Source organism: Massilia aurea, from assembly GCF_040790145.1.
Taxonomy (GTDB): domain Bacteria; phylum Pseudomonadota; class Gammaproteobacteria; order Burkholderiales; family Burkholderiaceae_D; genus Telluria; species Telluria aurea_C.
On sequence record NZ_JBFMMP010000002.1, the window covers coordinates 340,846 to 364,450 of the forward strand.

Sequence of the window (23,605 nt, forward strand, 5' to 3'; positions counted from 1 at the left end):
GAAGATGGTCCAACGTATTCCCGCGCCAGACGAACTCGAACCGATCGAGCGCGCCAGCCGCGACGAGCTGCAGGCGCTGCAACTGCAACGCCTGCAATGGACGTTGCAGCACGCGTACGAGAACGTGCCGCACTACCGCGCCGCGTTCGATGCCGCGGGCGTACATCCGGCCGACCTGAGAACCCTGGCCGACCTGGCGAAATTTCCGTTCACCGAAAAGAAGGCCTTGCGCGACAACTACCCGTTCGGCCTGTTCGCCGTGCCGCGCGAGCAGGTCGTGCGCGTGCATGCATCGTCCGGCACCACCGGCAAGCCCACCGTGGTCGGCTACACGCAGAACGATATCGACACCTGGGCGACGGTGGTGGCGCGCTCGATCCGCGCCGCCGGCGGCCGCCGGGGCGACCTGGTGCACATCTCGTACGGCTACGGTCTGTTCACCGGCGGCCTCGGCGCCCACTATGGCGCCGAGCGCCTTGGCTGCACCGTGGTGCCGATGTCGGGCGGGCAGACCGAAAAGCAGGTGCAGCTGATCTGCGACTTCAAGCCGTCGATCATCATGGTCACGCCGTCGTACATGCTCAACATCATCGAGGAATTCACGCGCCAGGGACTCGACCCGGCGGCGTCGTCGCTGCAAGTGGGTATCTTCGGCGCCGAGCCGTGGACCGATGCGATGCGGCGCGAGATCGAGGCGCGCGCCGGTATCGATGCGGTGGACATCTACGGCCTGTCCGAAGTGATGGGCCCGGGCGTGGCCAGCGAATGCATCGAGAGCAAGGACGGCCCTGTGATCTGGGAAGACCATTTCTACCCCGAGATCATCGACCCCGATACGGGCGAGGTGCTGCCCGATGGCGCAGAAGGCGAACTGGTATTCACGTCGCTGACCAAGGAGGCGCTGCCGATCATCCGCTACCGCACGCGCGACCTCACGCGCCTGCTGCCGCCAACGTCGCGCGCGATGCGCCGCATGGACCGCATCACCGGGCGCTCGGACGACATGCTGATCATTCGCGGCGTGAACGTGTTCCCGAGCCAGATCGAAGAACTGGTGCTCAGGATGCCGGCGCTGGCGCCGCAATACCAGCTGGTCGTGGCGCGCGACGGCCACCTCGACACGCTCGACGTGCTGTGCGAACTGCGCGACACAACATTGACGCCAGAAGCGGTCGATGTAATGGCGCGCGATCTGCAGCACTGCATCAAGACCTACGTCGGCGTGACCACGCGCGTGAACCTGATGCCGCCGCAAGGCATCGAGCGCACGCTGACCGGCAAGGCCCGGCGTGTGGTCGACCGCCGTCCGAAACCATGAACAAGGAAACGAGCATGCCTGACGCCTTTATCTGCGACGCGATCCGTACGCCCTTCGGGCGCTACGGCGGCGCGTTGTCCAGCATCCGCGCCGACGACCTGGCTGCGCTGCCCATCGCCGCGCTGATGGCCCGCAATCCGGGCGTGGACTGGGCCCAGGTCGACGACCTGTTCTACGGCTGCGCGAACCAGGCCGGCGAAGATAACCGCAATGTCGGCCGCATGGCTGCGCTGCTGGCCGGCCTGCCGCAGGGCGTGGCGGCCAACACGATCAACCGCCTGTGCGGCTCCGGCATGGACGCCGTCGGCACGGCCGCGCGCGCGATCAAGGCCGGCGAAGCGCAGCTGGTGATTGCCGGCGGCGTCGAGAGCATGACGCGCGCCCCGTTCGTGATGGGCAAGGCCGACAGCGCGTTCGCGCGCGCGGCGAAGATCGAAGACACCACGCTCGGCTGGCGCTTCGTCAATCCTTTGCTCAAGGCACGCTACGGGATCGACTCGATGCCCGAGACGGCGGAGAACGTGGCGCGCGAATTCAACATCAGCCGCGCCGACCAGGACGCGTTCGCGCTGCGCAGCCAGCAGCGCTGGGCGCGCGCGCATGCCGCCGGCGTGTTCGGGGACGAGATCGTGCCGGTGACGGTGCAAGGCAAGAAAGAAGCGCGCATGGTCGACACCGACGAACAGCCGCGCATCGATTCGTCCATCGATGCGCTGGCCAGGCTGAAAGGCGTGGTGAGTCCGGACGGCTCGGTCACCGCCGGCAATGCATCGAGCCTGAACGACGGCGCCTGCGCGCTGCTGCTGGCGTCGAGCGACGCTGCCGCCCGCCACGGCTTGACGCCGCGCGCGCGCGTCATCGGCATGGCGACGATTGGCCTGGCCCCGCGCATCATGGGCTTCGGCCCGGCGCCGGCCGTGAAAAAACTGCTGGCGCAAACGGGCCTCACGCTCGCGCAGATGGATGTGATCGAACTGAACGAAGCGTTTGCCGCGCAGGGCCTGGCCGTGCTGCGCGACCTTGGCGTGCCGGACGACGCCGCGCACGTGAACCCGAACGGCGGCGCGATCGCGCTGGGCCACCCACTGGGCGCATCCGGCGCGCGCCTGGTGCTGACTGCCGTGAACCAGCTGCACCGCACTGGCGGGCGCTACGCGCTGTGCACGATGTGCATCGGCGTGGGCCAGGGCATCGCCCTGATCGTCGAGCGGGTATAAACATATGGTCAAAGTCTACGAAATCGACGGCGTGCGGCCCGTGGTACATCCGAGCGCCTACGTGCATCCGTCGGCCGTGCTGATCGGCGACGTGATTGTCGGCCCGCGCTGCTATATCGGCCCGTGCGCGAGCCTGCGCGGCGACTTCGGGCGCCTGATCCTCGAAGAGGGCGCCAACCTGCAGGATTCGTGCGTGATGCACGGCTTTCCGCTGGAAGACACGGTGGTCGAAATCGATGGCCATATCGGCCATGGCGCCGTGCTGCACGGCTGCCGCGTCGAACGCAATGCGATGGTGGGCATGAACGCGGTGGTGATGGACAAGGCTGTCGTCGGCGCTGAATCCATTGTGGCGGCGATGAGTTTCGTCAAGGCCGGGATGATCATCCCGCCACGCTCGATGGTGATGGGTGCGCCGGCCAAGGTGGTGCGCGCCTTGAGCGATGACGACATCGCGTGGAAGAGTTTCGGCACGCGCCAGTACCACGAACTGGCCGTGCGTTCGCTGCAGACGATGCGCGAAGTCGATGCCGACACCGCCGTCGCGCCCGATCGCGCGCGCATCGCATTCGACCTGGGCGAGCTGCATACGCCGAAGTCCTGAATCTACCGGAGACAAACGATGGGCCACATCCCCACATTACAAAGCCTGATCGCCGGCCGCTGGCATGGCGAAGAATCGCATGCGCCGCTGCATGGCGCCCTTGATGGCGCCCTGATCTATCACACGCACGCCGAAAAGATCGACTTCGACGAAGCGCTCACCTTTGCACGCAAGACGGGCGTGAAGGCGCTGATGCGCCAGACGTTCCAGCAGCGCGCAGCGACGCTCAGGGCGCTTGCGCTGTACCTGATGGAGCGCAAGGAAGAACTGTACGACATCTCGCACCTGACCGGCGCCACGCGCAAGGACAGCTGGGTCGACGTCGAAGGTGGCATCGGCACGCTGTTCGCTTATGCCAGCATGGGGTCGCGTGAGCTGCCGTCCTCGAACGTGCTGCACGAAGGCCCGGCCATCGCACTGGGCAAGCGGGGCGGCTTCGCCGGCACCCACATCCTGGTGCCGCGTGGCGGTGTGGCGGTGCACATCAACGCGTTCAACTTCCCGATCTGGGGCTTGCTCGAAAAATTTGCGCCGACGTTCCTGGCCGCGATGCCCTGCATCGCCAAGCCGGCCACCGCCACCAGCTACCTGACCCACGCGGTGGTGAAGATGATGGTGGAGTCGAACCTGCTGCCGGCTGGCGCGCTGCAGCTCGTCATCGGCGGCACGGGCGATCTGCTCGACCGCCTCGGTGGGTTTGACGCCGTCACATTCACCGGGTCGGCCGACACGGCCGCGATGCTGCGCGCGAACCAGAACCTGATCCGCTCGTCAGTGCCGTTCACCGCCGAAGCCGACTCGCTCAACTGCGCGGTGCTGGCGCCCGACGTCACGGTGGACGATCCCGAATTCGACCTGTTCATCAAGGAAGTCGCGCGCGAGATGACAGGCAAGGCGGGCCAGAAGTGCACGGCGATCCGGCGCGTGATCGTGCCCGAAGCGTTGGTCGATGCGGTCGGCGAGCGGCTGCGCGAGCGGCTGGCCAAGGTCACGGTGGGCGACCCGAAGGTGGAGGGCGTGCGCATGGGCGCGCTGGCGTCGATGGACCAGCACCGCGACGTGAGTGCGCGGGTCGAGCTGCTCGCGCGCGGCAATGAGGTCTTGTTCAGCGCGCGGGACGGGTTCGCGCCCGTGGGCGAGAACGTCGTGGGCGGCGCCTACTTTGCGCCCACGCTGCTGTTATGCCGCAACGCGATGGTCAACGACGCCGTGCACGACGTGGAAGCCTTCGGCCCGGTCAGCACCCTGATGACTTACCGCGACATCGACGAAGCGTTAGAACTGGCCGCGCGCGGCAAGGGCAGCCTGGTGACCACGTTTGCCACGAAGGACCCGGCGCTGGCCGCGTATGCGGTGCCGATCGTGGCGGCGTCGCACGGCCGCGTGCTGATCCTCGACCGCGAGGCGGCCGTGGACAGCACCGGTCACGGGTCGCCGCTGCCGCAGCTCAAGCACGGCGGCCCGGGACGCGCCGGTGGCGGCGAAGAGCTGGGCGGCATCCGCGCCGTGAAGCATTTTCTGCAGCGCGCGGCGGTGCAAGGCTCGCCCACGATGCTTGGCGCCGTGACGGGCGAATACGTGCGCGGCGGCGCGGTGACAGACAGCGAGCTGCATCCGTTCCGCCGGCACTTCGAGGACCTCGAGATCGGTCATTCCCTCTTGACGCACCGGCGCACGGTGAGCGAGGCCGACATCGTCAACTTCGGCGGCGTCTCGGGCGACTACTTCTACATGCACTTCGACGCCATCGCGGCCAAGGAGACGCAGTTCGGGCAGCGCATCGCGCACGGCTACTTCGTGCTGTCGGCGGCGGCCGGCCTGTTTGTCTCACCGGCGCCCGGACCGGTGCTGGCCAACTATGGCCTGGACAATCTGCGCTTCGTGGCGCCGGTGGCGATCGGCGACACGATCCGCGCGCGCCTGACCTGCAAGCGCAAGGTCGACCGCAACCGCACGGACGAGCAGGGGCGGGGACAGGGCGTGGTGGCGTGGGACGTGCAGGTAACCAACCAGCGCGACGAGCTGGTGGCCAGCTATGACATCCTGACGCTGGTGCAGAAGCGCGCTTAGGACCTGATGCAGCTCACTTGCGTTAGCTGCAAAACCGTCGTACCCGCCACTGGCGGCTACGACTCCCCGCGCAGGCGGGGACCCAAGTTCAGCATCCTTGCCGCAAAATTAATGTCGACTCGCTATGGACTTGGGTTCCCGCCTTCGCGGGAACGACATTCCTTGGCGAACGAATAGCTGAAGTCTATGCGGCGTTACGAGCGCGTGCGCTGCAGGCGCAGGAACCCTTCCGGCGTGCGGATCGCGCGCAAATCGTCATAATCCGCCACGCCCGCCACGTCGGTTTCCACCGGATGCTTGTGGGTGGCGGTGACGATCACGCTGTCCATGCCGGCGGCGGCCGCCGATTGCAGGCCGGCCAGCGTGTCTTCGAACACCAGGCATTCTTCCGGGCGCATGCCCAGCTTTTCGGCGCCGAGCAGGAACGGATCGGGCGCCGGCTTGCCGTTCTGGACGTCTTCGGCGGCGACCAGCACCGGCGGCAACGGCAGGCCGGCTGCGGCGATGCGCGCCTGGGCCAGTGCGCGCGGGGCCGACGTCACGATCGCCCAACGCTCCGGCGGCAGCGTGGCCAAAAACGCGGCCACGCCGGCGATTGCCTCGATGCCGTCGACGTCATCGATTTCGGCCAGCGTGATGCGGCGCGATTCCTCGATCGGATCGATGTCGGGCAGGCCCAGGCCGCGCACCGTGTCGACGCTGCGTTTGCCGTGGATGGTTGGCAGGAACACGTCAACGTCGAGCCCGTGGCTGCGCGCCCAGGCGGCCCAGACCCGCTCGGCGGCGATGATCGAGGTCAGGATGGTGCCGTCCATGTCGAACAGGAAGGCGGCGTAGTCGCGGGCGGGGAGGGTGGTTGGCGTCATTGGATATTCTTTAATGGGTTGGTGCAGGCGACGTGGCAGGGTTGGCGGCCTAGCCGCCTCGCCGGCCGCGCCAACCCTACGCTTAACTAAGCTGCTTGCGTACGCGCTCGATGGCGATGCGCACCTGGTTCGGCGCGGTGCCGCCCACGTGGTCGCGCGCGGCCACCGAACCTTCGAGCGTGAGCACCGCGAACACGTCCTGCTCGATCAGCGGCGAGAACGTCTGCAGCGTCTCGAGCGACATCTCGGACAGGTCGCAGCCGGCCACGTCGCAGGCGCGCACCGCATGCGCCACTGCTTCGTGCGCGTCGCGGAACGGCAGGCCGCGCTTGACGAGATAATCGGCCAGGTCGGTCGCGGTGGCATAGCCCTGCAGCGCCGCCGAGCGCATGTTCTGGGCCTTGACCGTGATGCCCGAGGCCATGTCGGTGAAGATGCGCAGCGTGTCCATCACGGTGTCGATCGTGTCGAACAGCGGTTCCTTGTCTTCCTGGTTGTCCTTGTTGTAGGCCAGCGGCTGGCCCTTCATCAGGGTCAAGAGACCAATCAGGTGACCGTAGACGCGGCCGGTCTTGCCGCGCGCGAGTTCCGGCACGTCCGGGTTTTTCTTTTGCGGCATGATCGACGAGCCGGTGCAGAAGCGGTCGGCGATGTCGATGAAGCCAATGCGCGGGCTGATCCACATGACCAGTTCTTCCGACATGCGCGAGATGTGCATCATCAAGATCGATGCGGCGGCCGTGAACTCGATGGCGAAGTCGCGGTCAGACACTGCATCGAGGGAGTTGTGGCACACATCGTCGAAGCCGAGCGTTTTTGCCACGCGCAGGCGGTCGATCGCGAAGGTGGTGCCGGCCAGTGCGGCGGCGCCCAGCGGCAGGCGGTTCACGCGGCGGCGTGCGTCGAGCATGCGCTCGGCATCGCGGCCGAACATTTCGACGTAGGCCAGCATGTGGTGGCCAAAGGTGATGGGCTGGGCCACTTGCAGGTGCGTAAAGCCTGGCATGATCGTGTCGGCATGGCGCTCGGCGAGGTCCGTCAGGGCGCCGCGCAGGGCCGTCAGCAGCGCAACGATATCGTCGATGGCGGCGCGCACGTACAGGCGAATATCGGTCGCCACCTGGTCGTTGCGCGAGCGGCCCGTGTGCAGGCGCTTGCCGGCATCGCCCACCAGTTCGGTCAGGCGTTTTTCGATGTTCAGGTGCACGTCTTCGAGGTCGAGCAGCCACTCGAAGGTGCCGGCATCGATCTCGGCCCGGATCTGCGTCATGCCACGTTCGATTTCAGCGCGGTCGTGCTCGCTGATAATGCCTTGCGCGGCCAGCATCTCGGCGTGCGCGAGCGAGCCTTCGATGTCGTGCGGGGCCAGGCGTTTGTCGAAGAAGACCGACGCGGTGTAGCGCTTGACTAGATCCGACACAGGTTCTGAGAAACGGGCAGACCAGGCTTCGGCTTTTTTGGAGAATTGTTCGGTCATGATGGAATTCCGGTTGGGGATTCATTGATTATAAACTGCGCTGCCGGTGCGCCATGCGGCGTGGCTGATCGGGTTCGCCTGCGCCAGGCGCGCGAAATCCGGCGCTGCACGCCAAATCGCCGTTTGCGTCGCTGCCGATCGGCGCTAGAATAAATTTTTTGTCAATCTTTCCAGGCCATGATTACGAACGATTCCAGCTTTCAGGTCAGCACCGACCAGACCCTGCTCGACATCCCGATGATCTATCGCTTCCTGAGCGAGCAGTCCACCTGGGCCGTGGGCATAGCGCGACCCGTTGTCGAGCGCGCCATCGAAAACTCGCTGTGCTTCGGCGGCTACCTCGACGGTCGCCAGATCGCGTTTGCGCGCGTGATCACCGATTTCGCCACCTTTGCCAATCTGGTGGACGTGTTCGTCGTCCCTGAGCACCGTGGTCGCGGTTACGGCAAGCAAATGATCGGCGTCGTCATGCGGCATCCCAGCCTGCAAAAACTGCGCCGCTTCACGCTGGCCACGTCGGACTGCCACAGCTTGTACGAACGCTTTGGCTTCACGCCACCGTTGCGTCCAGAGACATTGATGGAGAGGTACTTTCCCAACATCTATTTATCCTGAGCGCACGCAACATGGCGACGTGAAACAGGAATCAGGCTTACGCTGATGACTCATCAGGGGAAGCCACATGTTCCAATCTGTCGTCCGTGTTGTTCTCCATACCATTGTCCATGCCACGCTGGCGCTGGCCGCCGTTATCGGCTGTGCCAGTCACGCTGCCGAGATTTCGCTACCGCAGCCGAAGGGCTCGCTTGTGATCATCGGCGGCGCCTTGCGTGACGATAACGACGCCGTCTGGGCGCGCATCGTGCAGCTTGCCGGTGGCAAGAATGCCCGCATCGCCGTCTTCGCGTCCGCCTCGGCCAGCCCTGAACGCGCCGGCAACTACCTTATCGAACGGCTGAACCGGCATGGCGCCGACGCCTTCTTCGTCCCGGTGGCCGAACACCTCGATGGCGCCGACGTGCGCGCCGCTGCCGAAGACCCTGCGCTGGCGCAGGCGGTGCGCACGGCCGGCGGCGCCTATTTTTCGGGTGGCGACCAGGCGCGCATCACGGGCGCCTTGCGCCGGCCCGATGGCAGCAACACGCAGATGCTCGACGCATTGTGGGATATGTACCGGCGCGGCGGCGTCATCGCCGGCTCGAGCGCCGGCGCCGCCATCATGAGTGCCACGATGTTCGGCCACCCGCGTTCGGTGCTGGGCACGCTGCAGCATGGCGTGGCCGACGGGCGCCAGATCACGCGCGGCCTGGGCTTCATCGGCGACGACGTTTTCATCGACCAGCACCTGCTGGTACGCGGGCGCTTCGCGCGCATGCTGCCGGCCATGCTCGCCAAGGGCTACAAGATTGGCCTGGGCATCGACGAGAACACGGCGATGGTCGTGGGCCCCAAGCGCGACGTCGAGGTGCTCGGCTACCGCGGCGCGCTGCTGGTCGACCTGAGCAACGCCGCTACGCGTGACGGCACCTTCAATCTCAGTAATGGCCGGCTGAGCTATCTCGACAACGGCGACCGCTTCAACCTGGACAGCAAGGCATTCACGCCGGCGCCCGAGAAAGTGCACGGCAAGCTCGATGCCAACAAGCCGTACTGGCGCGGGCCGCTATTCTCGGCTGATATCCTCGGCAATGGCACGGTGGTCGACCTGATGTCCAAGCTGATCGACAGCGACCAGCTCGACGCGATCGGCCTGTCGCTCGACAGCCCGAATGCCGACCGGCCCGACCTTGGCTTCGAGTTCAAGCTAGGGCGCGTGGGTGAAACGGTCGGCTACCAGTCGGCGTTCAGCGAAGCCTATTCGGTCTATAACGTGCGGCTCGATATCCGGCCGATCGTGGTGCAGAAACCGTTGTATCAGTATCGCTGACCTGCCTGTCTGTCTGCCTGCCGCCGCTCAGTTGCAGCGCCAGTGCAGCCGCTCGGCCAGCACCTGGCGCTGCGCGTCGATCAGCGGCCCGTTCGGATCGTGGCCGGCGCGCGGCACCTCGACCAGCGCCTTGTCCGGCGCTTGAATCGCCTCGAAGAAGCGGCGCGTGACCTTCGGCTCGGTCAGCAGGTCTTCCTTGCCCTGCACCAGATAAACCGGCAGCGCGAAGCGCGTGCCCAGGCGGTACAAGTCCATCGTGGACGCCATGCCGTCGCCTTTCCAGCCGACGAACTTCAGGAACGAATAATCCTCGCCCTCGGTGTAGTCGGCCTTCGCCTGCGGCGTGGCGTACTGCGGCAGGACCTCGAACCAGGCTGCCGGGGTCGGGTCGATGTTCAAAGCCTCGTACTTGCGCACGGCGCGCCGCACGATGCCGAAGTTGCGCGGATTGGTCCAGGGCGGCGGGCCGAGCGCCTCCAGTTGCGTGACGGTGGCGCTGTCGCCCGCCGCCCGTGCGCGTGCAATGACAGTGCTCCATGACGTGGCATTGTCCCGGTAGCTCACCAGCTGGGCCACGCCGACATAGGCGCAGAACAGCTCCGGCTTTTCCTTGGCCATGTGGGCGCCGATCATCGAGCCCCACGAGCTGCCCAGCAGGATGACCTTGCGCTTGCCGAAGCGCTGCGTCAGGTGGCGCGCCACCTGACGCCATCGTCGCGCAGTTGCTCCACGCTCAGGGGCACGTCCTCAGGGGGACGGTGCCGGCCCCAGGTCATGCCGCTGCCGCGCTGGTCCCACTGCGCCAGCGTGATGTGCTTGCGCCACGCTGCATAGGGACCGGCGCCGAACACCGAGGTTGGGTTGCCCGGGCCGCCGTGCACGTACAGCAGCACCGGATTGGCGCAGTCGTCGCCGCTGACGGTGACCCACTGGGCAAGGCCGTTGATGTCGACGAAGCCGCTTTCAGCGACCGGCTGGCCCGGCGTACAGGCCGGGGCGGCGTGGGCGAAGCAGGCGCTCAACAGCGGAACAACAAGACAGGCGCGCAGGCGAAACATTGGAGCTCCAGATGGGCAAGGGTGACCCGCTCGATTCTGGCGTGGCGGCCGTGCGGCGTCAATCTGCCCGCCCTGGCAATTCTGACAGGCGGCGCCGTCGCCATGGGCCGCGGCGGGCTTAGAATAGCGCGATCTATTTGTTAAGGAATCGCGATGCGCCTGTTCCACTCCTTCGCTGCGCTGCTGCTTGGCGCGCTGGCCTCGTTTGCTTCACTTGCCCACGCCGCGCAGCCGGCCACGGTTCGCCTGGACTACACCCACAGCGGCAACGCCTTATCCGACAGCTACGCGATCGAACGCGTCGTCATCGAACCGTTGCCCTGGCCGGGCAGCGCCGCGCGCAACCTGGACGACACCAATCGCGGCCAGAACCGGGTCGAAGTGGTCGACGCCAAGACCGGCGACGTTCTGTACTCGCGCGGCTTCTCGACCGTGTTCGGCGAATGGCGCACCACCGAAGAGGCGGGGCGCATCAGCCGCAGCTTCAGTGAGTCGGTGCGCTTTCCCGACTTCTCGCAGCCGGTGCGCGTGCGCATCCTCAAGCGCGACGAACGCAACCAGTTCTCGGTCGCCTGGAGCATCGACGTCGATCCGAACGCGCCGGACGTGATCAAGCGTCAGCCGCCGCCGGCCGCCAAGCCGATCCCGATCCAGGTCAGCGGCCCGTCGCCCGACAAGGTCGACCTGCTGATCATGGGCGACGGCTACACGCAAAAAGAAATGAAAAAGTTCGAACAGGATGCGCGGCGCCTGTCTACACACCTGTTTTCGGTCTCGCCCTTCAAGGAGCGCGCGAAGGATTTCAACGTCTGGGCGCTGGCCGTGCCGACCGAGCAATCGGGCATCAGCCGGCCATCGACCGGCGTGCATCACGCATCGGCGCTGGGCACGCGCTACGATATCTTTGGCAGCGAGCGCTATGTGCTCACGCTGGACAACCGCGCGCTGCGCGACATCGCCCAGCACGCGCCGTATGAGTTCATCGAAATCCTGGTGAACAACGAAACCTACGGCGGCGGCGGCATCTTCGGCCAGTTCAGCACCGCAGCGGCGAGCAATGACTGGGCCGACTACCTGTTCGTGCACGAATTCGGCCACCACTTCGCGGGCCTGGCCGACGAGTACTACACGTCGCCGGTGGCCTACGCTGCAGCAAGCGGGCGCATCGAACCGTGGGAGCCGAATGTCACGGCGCTGCGCGACCCGGCCAATATCAAATGGAAGCGGCATGTGAAAGATGGCACGCCACTGCCGACGCCATGGCCGAAGGCCGAGTACGAAGAAGCATCGCGCGCCTACCAGAAGAAGCGCGCCGCGCTGCGCGAAGCGAACCGGCCCGAATCAGAGATGAGCGCCTTGTTCCATGAAGACCTCAAAGCGACCGATGCGCTGTTCGACCAGCAGCCGCACCGTCACGCAATCGGCGCGTTCGAGGGCGCCAACTATGAGGCCAGTGGTTACTACCGGCCGGCGATGCAGTGCCTGATGTTCGACCGCAGCGAAGCGTTCTGTCCGGTGTGCCAAGATGGCGTAACGGACATCATTGACCTGTATGCGGGGCCTGTTCGCCAGTAATCTTTGCTTACAACTCTGACAATTTCTGCGTGTGGTGGCTAACAGACGGGACCGACCCGGCGTCGTATTCTGAACTCACTGAAGAACGACATTGAATAACAACAACGACTGCACAGGCAACCCGCTCTGTACAGCGACCACCAAAAAGGAAACACATCATGAACAAACTGATCGCTACCCTCATCGCCGGCCTGATGGTTACCGCTGCCCACGCCCAGACCACCGCACCAACCACCACCGCTGCGGACAACCGCATCGTCAAGGCGGAAGCCAGCGCCGAAAAAGACGTCATCAAGGCTGAGCAAAAAGAAATCAAGACGGCTGTCAAAGCTGACCAGAAGCTGAACAAGACCGTCGCCAAGGCGTCGGAAGCCAAGGGCGATGCCCACGCCAAGCTGGTCAAGACCCACACCGACGCTGCCGCCAGCGTCGCCAAGGCCGATCCTGAAGACCGCGCCAAGGCACTGGCCAAGGCCGAAGGCAAGGTTGCCGACGCCAACCTGAAGGCCGAGAAGAAAATGATCAAAGCTGACGAAAAAGTGCTGAAAGCACAGGTAGACGCCGCTGCTGATAAAGCAACTGCTTCTGCCAAGACCGAACAGGTCCGCGCTGAAGCCCAGGCTGATGTGCACAAGGCTGCTGCAAAAAACTAAGCAAGTCGCTTGAATGAAAAATGCCGGCTCAGCCGGCATTTTTTTTGTTCGAATATCGAAGGCCAAAAAGCGAGGGTCAGGTCTGACATTCGGACACGATCTCGACAGTCGGGCAGCCCGAACTAGCTCGCGCCGCGCCATGCTGATTTCAGGCGAGACATCATTGGAAGAAGCTAAGGCTGAGGTCGTGTCTGAATGTCAGACCTGACACCGGCTGTGTGCCCCTTACGTTTTCACAGCATCTGCTTCGGATGCCCGCATCGCCAGATCATGCGCCTTCAGGCGTGCCGACAAGGCCTTGCCTTTGCGCGAGCGCTTGCCGAAGTGCGGCTCCAGCCCTGACGCAAACAACTCCACCGTGCGCGCCTTGTCGCCGGCCCACGTGCCCAGCACGTTCAACCCTTTCTGGTTGATCGGCTGCGCTGCCAGCATCGCTTCTTTCGGCTCGAGCTCCATCAGGATCACGCCCCGGCCGCCATTGGTCAGCACCTTCATCTCGTCGATGCCGAACACCAGCACGCGTCCCTTTTCGGACAGGCAGGCGATCGCGCCGCAGGTGTCGGTCACGATCCGTGGCGGCAGCGGCGTGGCGCCGTCGTTCAGGGTGATGAACGACTTGCCGCCCTTCAGACGGCTGACCATGTCGCCCGCCCTGGTGATGAAGCCGAAGGCGTCCGACGTCGACAGCAGCAGGCGCGTTTCCGGATTGCCCGCGAAGTAGTGCAAGATGCGGATGCCGCCCGACAGGTCGACCAGCGTGGTGATCGGCACGCCGTCGCCGCGCGAACCGGGCAGCGCGGCCACCGGCACCGAGTACACCTTGCCGTTGTCGCCAATGCCAAGCAGATGGTCGACCGTGCGGCACTCGAATGCCTTGTACAGCGAGTCGCCGGCCTTGAACGCGAACTGCGCCGGGTCGTGGCCGATGCCGGTGCGTGCGCGCACCCAGCCTTTTTCGGACACGATCACGGTGACCGGTTCGTCGATGACCTTCTGCTCGGCGACGGCGCGCTGGGCTTCTTCGATCACGGTGCGGCGCTCGTCCCCGAACTGCTTGGCGTCGGCTTCGATTTCGCGAATGATCAGGCGTTTCATCGACGTTGGGTTTTCGAGGATGTCCTGCAGCTTTTCCTTCTCGCCGCGCAGGTCAAGCAGCTCTTGCTGGATCTTGATCGCTTCCAGGCGCGCCAGCTGGCGCAGGCGGATCTCGAGGATGTCTTCGGCCTGGCGTTCGCTCAGGCGGAATTCCTCGATCAGCGCGGCCTTCGGTTCATCCGAGTTACGGATGATGGCGATGACCTTGTCGATGTTCAGCAGGACGGTCTCGCGGCCTTCAAGAATGTGGATGCGGTCATTGACCTTGGCCAGCTTGAAATCGGTGCGGCGGCGGATCGTGGTGAATCGGTAGTCGATCCACTCCTGGATGATCGTGCCCAGGCCCTTCTGACGCGGCCGGCCGTCGCCGCCGATCATCACCATATTGATCGGGCTGGACGACTCGAGCGACGTGTGCGCGAGCAGCATCAGCATGAATTCGTTCTGGTCCTGGTTCTTCGACTTCGGCTCGAACACCAGGCGCACCGCGGCTTCGCGGCCCGACTCGTCGCGCACCGTGTCGAGCGCGCCCAGCACGGTGTTCTTCAGCGCGAGCTGCTCGGGCAGCAGGGCCTTTTTGCCGGCCTTGACCTTCGGGTTGGTCAGCTCTTCGATTTCTTCCAGCACGCGCTGCGACGAGCAGCCCGGCGGCAGTTCGTACACCACCGCTTGCCACTGGCCGCGCGCTAGCTCTTCGATCTTCCAGCGCGCACGCACCTTCATCGAGCCGCGCCCGACCGCATACATGTCGGCGATGGTCGATGCCGGCGTGATGATCTGCCCGCCGCCCGGGAAATCCGGGCCGGGAACGATGGTCATCAGCTCGGCGTGCGTCATTTTCGGATTGCGGATCATGGTCACCGCAGCAGCGGCCACTTCGCGCAGATTGTGGGACGGGATCTCGGTGGCCAGGCCGACCGCGATGCCCGAGGCGCCGTTGAGCAGCACCATTGGCAGGCGCGCCGGCAGCGTGCGCGGCTCGGTGGTCGAGCCGTCGTAGTTCGGCTGCGAGTCGACCGTGCCCATGTCGATTTCATCCATCAGGATGCGGGCAATGGGCGTCAGGCGTGCTTCGGTGTAGCGCATCGCCGCCGCGCCGTCGCCGTCGCGCGAGCCGAAGTTGCCCTGGCCGTCGATCAGCGGGTAGCGCAGCGAAAAGTCTTGCGCCATGCGCACCAGCGCGTCGTACACCGACTGGTCGCCATGCGGGTGGAGCTTGCCGAGCACGTCGCCGACCACGGCGGCGGACTTGCGCGGCTTGGCGGTCGGGCCCAGGCCAAGTTCATTCATCGCGTACAGGATGCGGCGCTGGACCGGCTTCTGGCCGTCCGACACGTCCGGCAGCGCGCGGCCCTTGACCACCGAGACGGCGTAATCGAGGTAGGCGCGCTCGGCGAAGGTGGAGAGGGTGAGCGTCTCGACATCGGTCGGCTCGTGTTGCTGTTCAAAGAGACTTGGTTGGTTGGTCATGGTGTCTTGTTCGATTTTCTGCGGGCGTATGTGGGGGCGGTGCTGTCTTGGATTCCCGCGAAGGCGGGAATCCAAGTACAGCTAGCAAACCATCAACCTCATTAGATATCCGCCTCGGTCTCGTTCCCGTGTTCCTCGATCCACGCGCGGCGTGCGGCGGCCTCGCCTTTACCCATCAGCATATTGAAGCGCGCCGACGATTCGGTGTGGTCGTACTCGCCCAAAAAGACTGGCAGCAGGCGGCGCGTGTCCGGGTTCATGGTCGTTTCCCACAGCTGCTCGGCGTTCATCTCGCCGAGGCCCTTGAAGCGCGAAATGCTCCACACGCCTTCTTTCAGGCCTTCTTTTTTCAGCTTGTCCTCGATCGCCAGCAGCTCGCCCGAATCGAGCGCATACAGCTTCTGGATCGGCTTCTTGCCGCGCGCGGGCACGTCGACGCGGAACAGCGGCGGCCGCGCGATGCAGATGTTCCCGTTTGCGAACAGCGCCGGGAAGTGTTTGAAGAACAAAGTGAGCAGCAGCACCTGGATGTGCGAGCCGTCGACGTCCGCATCGGACAGGATGCAGATCTTGCCGTAGCGCAGACCGGAGAGGTCGGGCGAGTCGCCCGCGCTGTGTGGGTCGACGCCGATCGCCACCGAGATATCGTGGATTTCATTGTTGGCGAACAGGCGATCGCGGTCGGTTTCCCACGAGTTGAGCACCTTGCCGCGCAGCGGCAGGATGGCCTGGAACTCTTTGTCGCGGCCCATCTTGGCCGAGCCGCCTGCCGAGTCGCCCTCGACCAGGAACAGCTCATTGCGCGTGATGTCGTTCGATTCGCAATCGGTCAGCTTGCCCGGCAAGACAGCCACGCCGGACGATTTTTTCTTTTCGACTTTCTGCAGCGAGCGCAGACGCGACTGCGCCTGGCGGATCACGAGTTCGGCCAGCTTCTTGCCATATTCGACGTGCTGGTTCAGCCACAGTTCGAGCGGCGGCTTGGTGAACGTCGAGACCAGCTTGAGCGCGTCGCGCGAATTCAGGCGCTCTTTCGTCTGGCCCTGGAATTGCGGGTCGAGCACCTTGGCCGACAACACGAACGAGACGCGCGCGAACACGTCTTCGGGCAGCAGCTTGACGCCCTTTGGCAGCAAGCCATGCAGCTCGACGAAGTTTTTTACCGCGCCATACAGGCCGTCGCGCAGGCCCGCTTCGTGGGTGCCGCCGCTGACGGTGGGGATCAGGTTGACGTACGATTCGCGCACCACGCCGCCTTCTTCGGTCCAGGCCACGACCCAGGCCGCGCCTTCGCCCTCGGCGAAACTGTCATCGCCTGCAGGGGCGTACTGCGCGCCTTCGAACAGCGGGATCAGCGTTTCGCCGTTCGAGCTTTGCGCCAGCGCTTCGGTCAGGTAGCCGCGCAGGCCCTCGTCGTAGCGCCAGGTTTGTACTTCGCCCTTGGCATTGGTGAGCGTGACCGTCACGCCCGGCAGCAGCACGGCTTTCGAGCGCAGCAGGCGTTGCAGGTCGCCCATCGGGATGGTCGGCGAATCGAAGTATTTACCGTCCGGCCAGGCGGTGACGCGCGTGCCGTTCTTCTTGCCGCCGCGCTCGAACGGGGCCGACGTCAATGGTTCGATCACGTCGCCGGCGGCGAACACCAGCTTGTGCTGGCCGTTGCCCTGGTCATCGCGGCGCCAGACCTCGATCTCGAGGCGCTTGGACAGCGCATTGGTGACCGAGACGCCCACGCCGTGCAGGCCGCCCGAGAACGCATAGGCGCCGCCTGAGCCCTTGTCGAACTTGCCGCCGGCGTGCAGGCGCGTAAACACGATTTCGACCGTGGAAACGCCTTCTTCCGGGTGGATGCCGACCGGGATGCCGCGGCCATCGTCCTCGACCGTGATCGAGCCGTCCGGGTTCATCGTGACGCCAATGTTCTTGCAATAGCCACCCAGCGCCTCGTCGGAGGCGTTGTCGATCACTTCCTGGATGATGTGGAGCGGATTTTCCGTGCGGGTGTACATGCCCGGACGCTGTTTCACAGGTTCGAGTCCCTTGAGGACGCGGATGGATGATTCGCTGTAGTCTGGAGCGGGTTTCTTGGAGGCCATCTTGAAGAGTATTTGTAGAATGCGTTCGCATTCTATCTTGTCGAGCGGAAAAGGAAATGCTTTTTAACTGTATAAATATACAGTATTTTGCGCTTATGTCGTGCTTTTCGCTTCGCACCTTTGTGCTAGATTAAGCTGGAATACACATAATCGATGCCAGGAGGGTAGGTCCCGATGCAGCGAACCCATTGTCTGTTCACCGTGCGGCCGATCGGTTTCGATGTGCTCGAAACCGTGCGGCTGGCGGCGCTTCTGGACGGCGCGCCGGGCGCGGGGCCGTCGTATTCTTGCCTGCATGCCGATAGTTTGCAAGAGCCGGATCTGCTCATTGCCAACGGCGATAGCACTATTGCCCTCGCACAACTGGCGTGCCGGCCACCCGATGCGCTGCAGCCGGCGCTGGTCATCGGTGGCCGCGAGCCCAGCGCCTGGCCGACCCTGGCGCGCCCGCTCGACCACCTGGCGCTGCATCAGCGGCTGGCCGAACTGCTCGACACCCGGGTGCATGCGCTGGCCCAGCAGGGCGCCCGCGCTCGCCGCGTGCTGGCCGAACGGCGCCGCCGCCCGCGCCTGGCGCCGGACCGCGAAACGCCCGCATTCTACACGCGACTGCGCCGTGGCCCGGTCGATGGCGCCGTGTTGATCGTCGATCGGGAGTGCGGCCTGCGCAATCAGGTGGCGCGGGTGCTCGAGCCGCGCCGGATCGACGTCGAGTGGACCGACAGCTTGTCTGCCGCCGTGCGCCTGTGCGATGAGACGCCGATTGCGCTGGTGTTGATCAACACGGCGGCCGCCCGCATCGAACCATATGCGCTGTGCTCGTCGATCAAATCGCAGGAGGGGGCAGGGCGCACGCCCGTGGTGTTCCTGGTCGAGCCATCGTTTCACTACGACAGCGCCCGCGCCCGGCTGGCCGGTGCGCGCGGACTGCTCCAGACGCCCGTGGCCGGGCGCCACCTGATGCAAACCTTCCAGAAGCTGCTCGATGTCCCGGTGTGACCGTCTGAACGACGTTTTGTAACAACTTTGAATCGTGCGCGGCGTTGACGAAGTTATATTATTCACATGGCCGAAGACGAACCAATCAAGCGCAATCAAGACGACCCGCCGCCCGAGGCGGATATCGACGAACGTCGCGAATCGCGCGTGCGCGTGCCCGACCGGCGCGCCAGCGGCGGCCACACATCGCGTGGCCCGGCCCGCTACCTGCGCGATGGCGACAACCCGGTGGCCCTGGCGGGCCGGGTCATCACGTCGCGTTTTCGCTCGCTGCGCGAACGGTTCAATCGCGACTTCATGCAGCGCACGCTGCATATCGGCGTCTCGGCCCGCATCTTCCACCCAGAAGCCGGCGCCAAGGGCCTGCTCAGCAAGAATCTTCAGTATCTCGAGGAGTCCATTGCCCAGTGGGTGATGTCACGCGACGTGCTGGTGTTCATGATCCCGACGGTCAATACCAACGGCTTGCTCCACCCCAGCAATATCACGCTGCGCCACTACGCGCGTCACCTCGATGGCCTGGTGCTGCAGGGTGGGGCCGACGTCGCGCCGCAAACCTATTCCGAAACGCCGACGCGCCCCGAGTGGGGCGGCGACCGGGCGCGCGACGTGTACGAACTCGAACTGCTGCACGAATTCGTCGACGCCGGCAAGCCGGTGCTGGGCGTGTGCCGCGGCTGCCAGCTGATCAACGTCGCCTTCGGCGGCACGCTGCACCAGGACGTCGCCACCGACCGCCCCGACGCGCTGGCGCACGTGCACGATCTGTACGATGCCCATCGCCATGCGATCGTGTTCCCGAAGGGCTCGTCGCTGGGGCGCATGTTCCCCAACATCCAGCAGGCGATGGTCAACTCGATCCATCACCAGGCGGTCAAGGATCTGGGACGCGATATCCGCGTCGAGGCCATGTCCGAGCCGGACGGCATCGTCGAGGCGATCCGCTACCAGCGCGCCAACTTCGTGATGGGCCTGCAATGGCACCCCGAGTTCCACCGCGCGGGCGGCGTCGATCTGCTCGACTGTACGCCGGTGCTTGACGAATTCCTGCGTGCGGCGCGCGAAACGCGGCTCTGAAATTCTGGCCTGGGAGCAAGACTGAAGTGCGCCTGAAAAGCGTGCGAAATCGCTTGCTTTCGCCGCGCCACGCGTGAATAATGAAATGAGAATCATTCGCATCTCATCGCATTATTTCGCTCCATGGAGACTTCCACATGACGATTTCCCCCGCCCATACCGCGCCGTCCACACCCGCCGAACCGCGCAGCCAGGATGCGCTGCTGGTCGCCTCGCTCCTGCACCTGATGTCGCACTACAGCGCCAGGGGCGACGGCGAGCAGCCGTGCGTCAAGCTGGCCTCGGTGATCGAGCGTCATCTGTGCGCATTGGCGCGCCTGCCCACGATCGACCCGGTGCTGCGCGCCACCTGCGAGCAACTGGCCGATCAGTGGGCCAATGTGGTCGACGCCAAGCTGCCGCCGCCGGCGCCCGCCAGGCAGCCGCTGCTGGCACGCTTCATGAAAACGAGCTGGGTCGGCAAGGGCGTGCCGGTGGCCGGCTGATGCACGTGGGCTAGGCGGTGCGGGCGCCCCGGAAGTGCCCGATCGCCGCATTGACCATGCCTTCGACCGAGCCTTCGCGCTCGGCATGGCGGCGCAGGATCGCAGCGTCGCTGCCGCCATGCACGGCCGCCGCCAGATGCTGCAGGGCCTCCACGCTGCCCAGCGCTTCGGCGTGCGGCAGCATCAGTTCGAGCGTGGCCAGGATGTCGTCGCGAATCACGATGCTCTCGTAGGTTTTCGGATGCGTGATGCTGCCATCGAGGCCGAAACGACAGGCCTGGAAGCGGTTGTAGTTGTAGACGAGGTAATCATCCTCGACCGGTGCTTCGTCCTTTTTTTCCAGCAGATGCCGGCACAGCGCCTGCAGGTAGGCGGCCAGGCTTGCTGCCCGCTCCACCGTCAGCGGCGTGTCGCACACGCGCAGCTCGATCGTGCCGAATTCGGGCTTCGGCCGCAGGTCCCAGTAAAAATCCTTCATGCTCTTGATGATGTTCGTGCGCTCCATCTTGGCGAAGTACACATCGGTGAACTCTTGCCAGCTGAGCGTGAACGGCGCCCGCCCGCTCATCGGAAACGCGAACACTGAATTGAGGCGCGCCGATTCAAACAGGCTGTCGTGGCCCTGCACATACGGTGATGACGCCGACAGCGCGATGAAATGCGGCAGGTAGCGATTGAGCGCGTGCAGCAGGTACATCGCATCGTCGCCGTTGGCGCAGCCGATGTGCACGTGCTGGCCGAACACCGTGAACTGCTTGGCCAGGTAGCCGTATAGCTGCGACAGGTATTCGTAGCGCGGCTTGGCCGAGATCCGCTGGTCGGACCAGTGCTGGAACGGGTGCGTGCCGCCGCCGGCAATGCCGATATTGAGCGTGTCGCTCGCCGCGACGAGCGTGTCGCGGATCTCGGTCAGTTCGGCCAATAGCGGTGCATACGCCGTGTGCACACTCGAATTAATCTCGATCATGCTCTCGGTGATCTCGGGCGTGACGTTGCCGGGGAACGGCTTGCGCTTCAACAGGTGCATCAGGTCGGGACTGGCGGCGGTGAGATTGAAGTCCGACAGGTTGACCAGTTGCAGTTCGAGCTCGACCCCGAAGGTGAGCGGCGCGGAAGGGGTAAAAGCGTCAAGCGGCATGGTGCGACTCCGGTGCTTCGTGCGCCCAGATCAGGGCGCGTTGAATGATGATCGGGCCGAAGACTTCGAGCAGCATGGCCACCGCAGCCATCGCCTGCAAGTCGTCGACCACCTTCAGGCCCGCGTAGCGCGCATGTTCGAGCATCAGGATCACGAACACGGCCAGCGGCGCCAGGCCCAGGCCCGTGAGCGCGCCCTTGCGCCAGGTGACGCCCGACAGGTGCGCGAACGCGGTCACGCCGACCGTCTTGGCCAGCAGGCGCACCAGCACGACGACCACCGCCATCATGCCGCCGGCCGCCACCAGGCGCCAGTCGAGGGTCGAGGCGGCGTACACGAACAGCAGCACGGTCAGCACTTCGCCGAGCGCGCCGAAATTGCGCTGGGTCTGGGTAAAGGTCACGCGGCGATAGCGCACCGTCAGGCCGAAGGCCAGCGCCGCGACCACCGGCGACAGGCCGCCAACGTCGCACACCGACACCAGCAGGATCACGGCCAGCGCGAAAGCGACGGTGGTGTCCTGCTGCGCATTGCCGATCGCGCGCAGCAGCGCCGGCATCAGCACGCCGAACACGGCGCCGGCCAGGATCGAGGCGGCCAGCATCACCAGGCTTTGCCACAGCGCTTCGCCGATGGCGTCGTAGGTGCGAAACAGCCAGACGCCGATGATGGCGTTGAACGCGAACACGGCCAGCACGCAGTTCTGGGCCGACAGGTGCAGCACGCGCTCGGTCATCTGGCCCGAGCTTTTTTGTTCGTTGATGACCCGCACCACGGTGGCGGGCGAGGTGGCCATCGACAGCGCGGCCATCAACAGGGCCGTGAGTTGGGCGGCGCCGAAGGCAATGGCGACGAGGTATACGGCGAGAAAAGTAAGGCCGGATTCGACCAGGCCGGCCACGCCGATCCACGGATTGTTGACGAGCCAGCGCAGGTTGATGCGGTTGCCCAGCTCGAACAGGATCAGGCCGAAGGCGATGTTGGCCAGCAGCGCGACGGGGCCCAGGTCGGCGGCGGGCAGGGCGCCGATCTGCGTGCTGCCCAGCGCGAAGCCGACCAGGCCGTAGAAGCTGATGCGCGGCAGGCCGGTCCAGCGCTGGCCAAATTCACCGGCCAGCCACGCCAGCGCGATCGCCAGCGGCCAGGCAAGGTTCGTCAATACGGACAACAGGTCGGGCATGCGGTCTCCATCATGTTTTTATCGTTGCGCGATTGTAGGCGGAGCAGAGGGCAGCCGTCCGTGGGCGCGCTAACACATTGCGAAATGACGGCGTGGGCTCGTTAACAAATTGGTGACTGCGCCTGCTCTTATTTGCTCAACAACCGCATCGCCCTTTCGAGCCCTTCCAGCGTGATCGGAAACATCCGGTTGTTCACGATCTGGCGAATCAGCGCGATCGACTGCCGGTATTGCCACAGATGCTCGGGCTCAGGATTGAGCCAAGCGCACTTTGGAAACGCCGTCATGAAGCGCGCCAGCCACACCGCGCCGGCTTCTTCGTTGTTGTACTCGACCGAACCGCCAGGCGCCACCACCTCGTACGGGCTCATGGTCGCGTCGCCGACGAACAGCACGCGCGTGTCGGGGGCATACTTGCGCAGTACGTCCCAGGTGGCGAAGCGTTCGCTGTGGCGGCGTGCGTTGTTCTTCCAGAGGTAGTCGTAGACGCAGTTGTGAAAGTAGTAGAACTCCATGTTCTTGAATTCGCTGCTGGCGGCCGAGAACAGTTCTTCGGTGCGCTCGATATGGTCGTCCATCGAGCCGCCGACGTCGAACAGCATCACGACCTTGATCCGGTTCTTGCGCTCGGGGCGCATGCGGATGTCGAGCCAGCCGGCGTTGCTCGCGGTGGCGCGGATCGTGTCGTCCAGTGCCAGTTCATCCGCCGCGCCCTGCCGCGCGAAGCGGCGCAGGCGGCGCAGCGCCACCTTCAGGTTGCGCGTGCCCAGTTCGCGCTCGCCGTCGTAGTCGCGGTAGGTGCGCTGGTCCCACACTTTCACTGCGCTGCGATTCCGGCTTTCTCCGCCGATGCGGATGCCCTCCGGATTGGTGCCGCCATGCCCGAACGGTGACGTGCCGCCGGTGCCGATCCACTTGCTGCCGCCGGCGTGGCGTTCCTTCTGCTCTTTCAGCAGCTCTTGCAAACGCTGTTGCAGTTTGTCGTAGCCGAATTTTTCCAGCTGCGCTTTCTGCTCCGGCGTCAGTTCGCGCTCGAAGCGCTTGATCAGCCAGTCCAGCGGTATCTCGGACTTTTCGTCGAACACTGCATCGACACCGCGAAACCAGGCGCCAAAGACCCGATCGAACTTGTCGAAGTTGGCTTCGTCCTTCACCAGCGTCAGGCGCGCGAGGTAGTAAAAATCGTCGAGCGAGGGCGCGATCACGCCTTTCTGCAAAGCGTCGAGCAGCGTCAAAAATTCGCGGATCGAGACCGGGACGCGGGCCTCGCGCAGGGCGCGGAAAAAATCGATCAGCATGA

General features: G+C 64.9%; 20 protein-coding genes. 11 read left to right on the forward strand and 9 right to left on the reverse strand.

The genetic code is table 11. From position 1 onward, the window contains the following. Positions 1 to 4 precede the first annotated feature (4 nt). Genes paaK through paaZ form a run of 4 tightly spaced genes read left to right on the forward strand, consistent with a single transcriptional unit; the run spans position 5 to position 5,209 of the window. Positions 5 to 1,318 (forward strand): phenylacetate--CoA ligase PaaK, encoded by a 1,314-nt coding sequence (gene paaK, locus AB2N08_RS06095; RefSeq protein ID WP_367609736.1) that lies wholly within the window; start codon positions 5 to 7, stop codon positions 1,316 to 1,318. A 14-nt stretch (positions 1,319 to 1,332) separates the two neighbouring features. Beyond that, positions 1,333 to 2,535, forward strand: a complete 1,203-nt coding sequence (pcaF, locus tag AB2N08_RS06100) for a 3-oxoadipyl-CoA thiolase (protein WP_367609737.1) — start codon at positions 1,333 to 1,335, stop codon at positions 2,533 to 2,535. 4 nt (positions 2,536 to 2,539) lie between these two features. After that, positions 2,540 to 3,139 (forward strand): phenylacetic acid degradation protein PaaY, encoded by a 600-nt coding sequence (locus AB2N08_RS06105; RefSeq protein ID WP_367609738.1) that lies wholly within the window; start codon positions 2,540 to 2,542, stop codon positions 3,137 to 3,139. 18 nt (positions 3,140 to 3,157) lie between these two features. After that, positions 3,158 to 5,209 carry a phenylacetic acid degradation bifunctional protein PaaZ gene (gene paaZ / locus AB2N08_RS06110; RefSeq protein ID WP_367609739.1) on the forward strand — a complete coding sequence of 684 codons (2,052 nt, stop codon included), beginning with the start codon at positions 3,158 to 3,160 and terminating at the stop codon, positions 5,207 to 5,209. Between the two features lie 194 nt (positions 5,210 to 5,403). Here the strand turns inward: paaZ and AB2N08_RS06115 are convergent, their stop codons facing one another. Further along, positions 5,404 to 6,075, reverse strand: a complete 672-nt coding sequence (locus tag AB2N08_RS06115) for an HAD-IA family hydrolase (protein WP_367609740.1) — start codon at positions 6,073 to 6,075, stop codon at positions 5,404 to 5,406. Between the two features lie 82 nt (positions 6,076 to 6,157). After that, positions 6,158 to 7,552: an argininosuccinate lyase gene (gene argH / locus AB2N08_RS06120; protein WP_367609741.1), complete on the reverse strand. Its 1,395-nt coding sequence runs from the start codon at positions 7,550 to 7,552 to the stop codon at positions 6,158 to 6,160. A gap of 177 nt (positions 7,553 to 7,729) precedes the next feature. Here argH and AB2N08_RS06125 point away from each other — a divergent pair, with 177 nt between their 5' ends. Beyond that, positions 7,730 to 8,167: a GNAT family N-acetyltransferase gene (locus AB2N08_RS06125; protein ID WP_367609742.1), complete on the forward strand. Its 438-nt coding sequence runs from the start codon at positions 7,730 to 7,732 to the stop codon at positions 8,165 to 8,167. Positions 8,168 to 8,234: 67 nt separating this feature from the next. Further along, the gene (locus AB2N08_RS06130; RefSeq protein ID WP_367609743.1) at positions 8,235 to 9,479 is read left to right on the forward strand and encodes a cyanophycinase; all 1,245 of its coding nucleotides are present in this window, start codon (positions 8,235 to 8,237) and stop codon (positions 9,477 to 9,479) included. A gap of 27 nt (positions 9,480 to 9,506) precedes the next feature. Here AB2N08_RS06130 and AB2N08_RS06135 read toward each other — a convergent pair whose 3' ends face one another. Continuing rightward, on the reverse strand, positions 9,507 to 10,181 hold the full coding sequence (locus tag AB2N08_RS06135) for an alpha/beta fold hydrolase (protein WP_367609744.1): 675 nt from the start codon (positions 10,179 to 10,181) through the stop codon (positions 9,507 to 9,509). Further along, a complete protein-coding gene (locus AB2N08_RS06140) occupies positions 10,166 to 10,537 on the reverse strand; it encodes a hypothetical protein (protein WP_367609745.1) in 372 nt (123 codons plus the stop codon). The genes AB2N08_RS06135 and AB2N08_RS06140 overlap by 16 nt, the downstream gene beginning before the upstream one ends. A 153-nt stretch (positions 10,538 to 10,690) precedes the next feature. Here AB2N08_RS06140 and AB2N08_RS06145 point away from each other — a divergent pair, with 153 nt between their 5' ends. Both AB2N08_RS06145 and AB2N08_RS06150 read left to right on the forward strand, forming a co-directional pair. After that, positions 10,691 to 12,112 (forward strand): IgA Peptidase M64, encoded by a 1,422-nt coding sequence (locus tag AB2N08_RS06145; RefSeq protein WP_367609746.1) that lies wholly within the window; start codon positions 10,691 to 10,693, stop codon positions 12,110 to 12,112. Positions 12,113 to 12,270: 158 nt separating this feature from the next. Then, positions 12,271 to 12,765 (forward strand): hypothetical protein, encoded by a 495-nt coding sequence (locus tag AB2N08_RS06150; protein ID WP_367609747.1) that lies wholly within the window; start codon positions 12,271 to 12,273, stop codon positions 12,763 to 12,765. A 225-nt stretch (positions 12,766 to 12,990) separates the two neighbouring features. Here AB2N08_RS06150 and parC read toward each other — a convergent pair whose 3' ends face one another. Beyond that, a complete protein-coding gene (gene parC / locus AB2N08_RS06155; RefSeq protein ID WP_367609748.1) occupies positions 12,991 to 15,330 on the reverse strand; it encodes a DNA topoisomerase IV subunit A in 2,340 nt (779 codons plus the stop codon). Between the two features lie 101 nt (positions 15,331 to 15,431). Continuing rightward, positions 15,432 to 17,426 carry a DNA topoisomerase IV subunit B gene (locus AB2N08_RS06160; protein ID WP_367609749.1) on the reverse strand — a complete coding sequence of 665 codons (1,995 nt, stop codon included), beginning with the start codon at positions 17,424 to 17,426 and terminating at the stop codon, positions 15,432 to 15,434. Between the two features lie 174 nt (positions 17,427 to 17,600). Here AB2N08_RS06160 and AB2N08_RS06165 point away from each other — a divergent pair, with 174 nt between their 5' ends. The 3 genes from AB2N08_RS06165 to AB2N08_RS06175 all read left to right on the forward strand — a co-directional run bounded on the left by AB2N08_RS06165 (position 17,601) and on the right by AB2N08_RS06175 (position 19,987). Further along, positions 17,601 to 18,425: a response regulator gene (locus AB2N08_RS06165; RefSeq protein ID WP_367609750.1), complete on the forward strand. Its 825-nt coding sequence runs from the start codon at positions 17,601 to 17,603 to the stop codon at positions 18,423 to 18,425. Positions 18,426 to 18,491: 66 nt separating this feature from the next. Continuing rightward, entirely contained in the window at positions 18,492 to 19,502 is a 1,011-nt protein-coding gene (locus AB2N08_RS06170; RefSeq protein ID WP_367609751.1) for a gamma-glutamyl-gamma-aminobutyrate hydrolase family protein, read from the forward strand. 137 nt (positions 19,503 to 19,639) lie between these two features. Further along, positions 19,640 to 19,987, forward strand: coding sequence for a hypothetical protein (locus AB2N08_RS06175; protein WP_367609752.1), 348 nt, complete (start codon positions 19,640 to 19,642; stop codon positions 19,985 to 19,987). Positions 19,988 to 19,997: 10 nt separating this feature from the next. On the opposite strand, the gene AB2N08_RS06180 is transcribed toward AB2N08_RS06175, so the two are convergent. From AB2N08_RS06180 to AB2N08_RS06190, 3 genes are all read right to left on the reverse strand, one after another. After that, positions 19,998 to 21,125 (reverse strand): YbdK family carboxylate-amine ligase, encoded by a 1,128-nt coding sequence (locus AB2N08_RS06180; protein WP_367609753.1) that lies wholly within the window; start codon positions 21,123 to 21,125, stop codon positions 19,998 to 20,000. Next, positions 21,115 to 22,305, reverse strand: a complete 1,191-nt coding sequence (locus AB2N08_RS06185; RefSeq protein WP_367609754.1) for a cation:proton antiporter — start codon at positions 22,303 to 22,305, stop codon at positions 21,115 to 21,117. The genes AB2N08_RS06180 and AB2N08_RS06185 overlap by 11 nt, the downstream gene beginning before the upstream one ends. 128 nt (positions 22,306 to 22,433) lie before the next feature. Next, on the reverse strand, positions 22,434 to 23,603 hold the full coding sequence (locus tag AB2N08_RS06190) for a vWA domain-containing protein (RefSeq protein ID WP_367609755.1): 1,170 nt from the start codon (positions 23,601 to 23,603) through the stop codon (positions 22,434 to 22,436). Between the last annotated feature and the right edge of the window lie 2 nt (positions 23,604 to 23,605).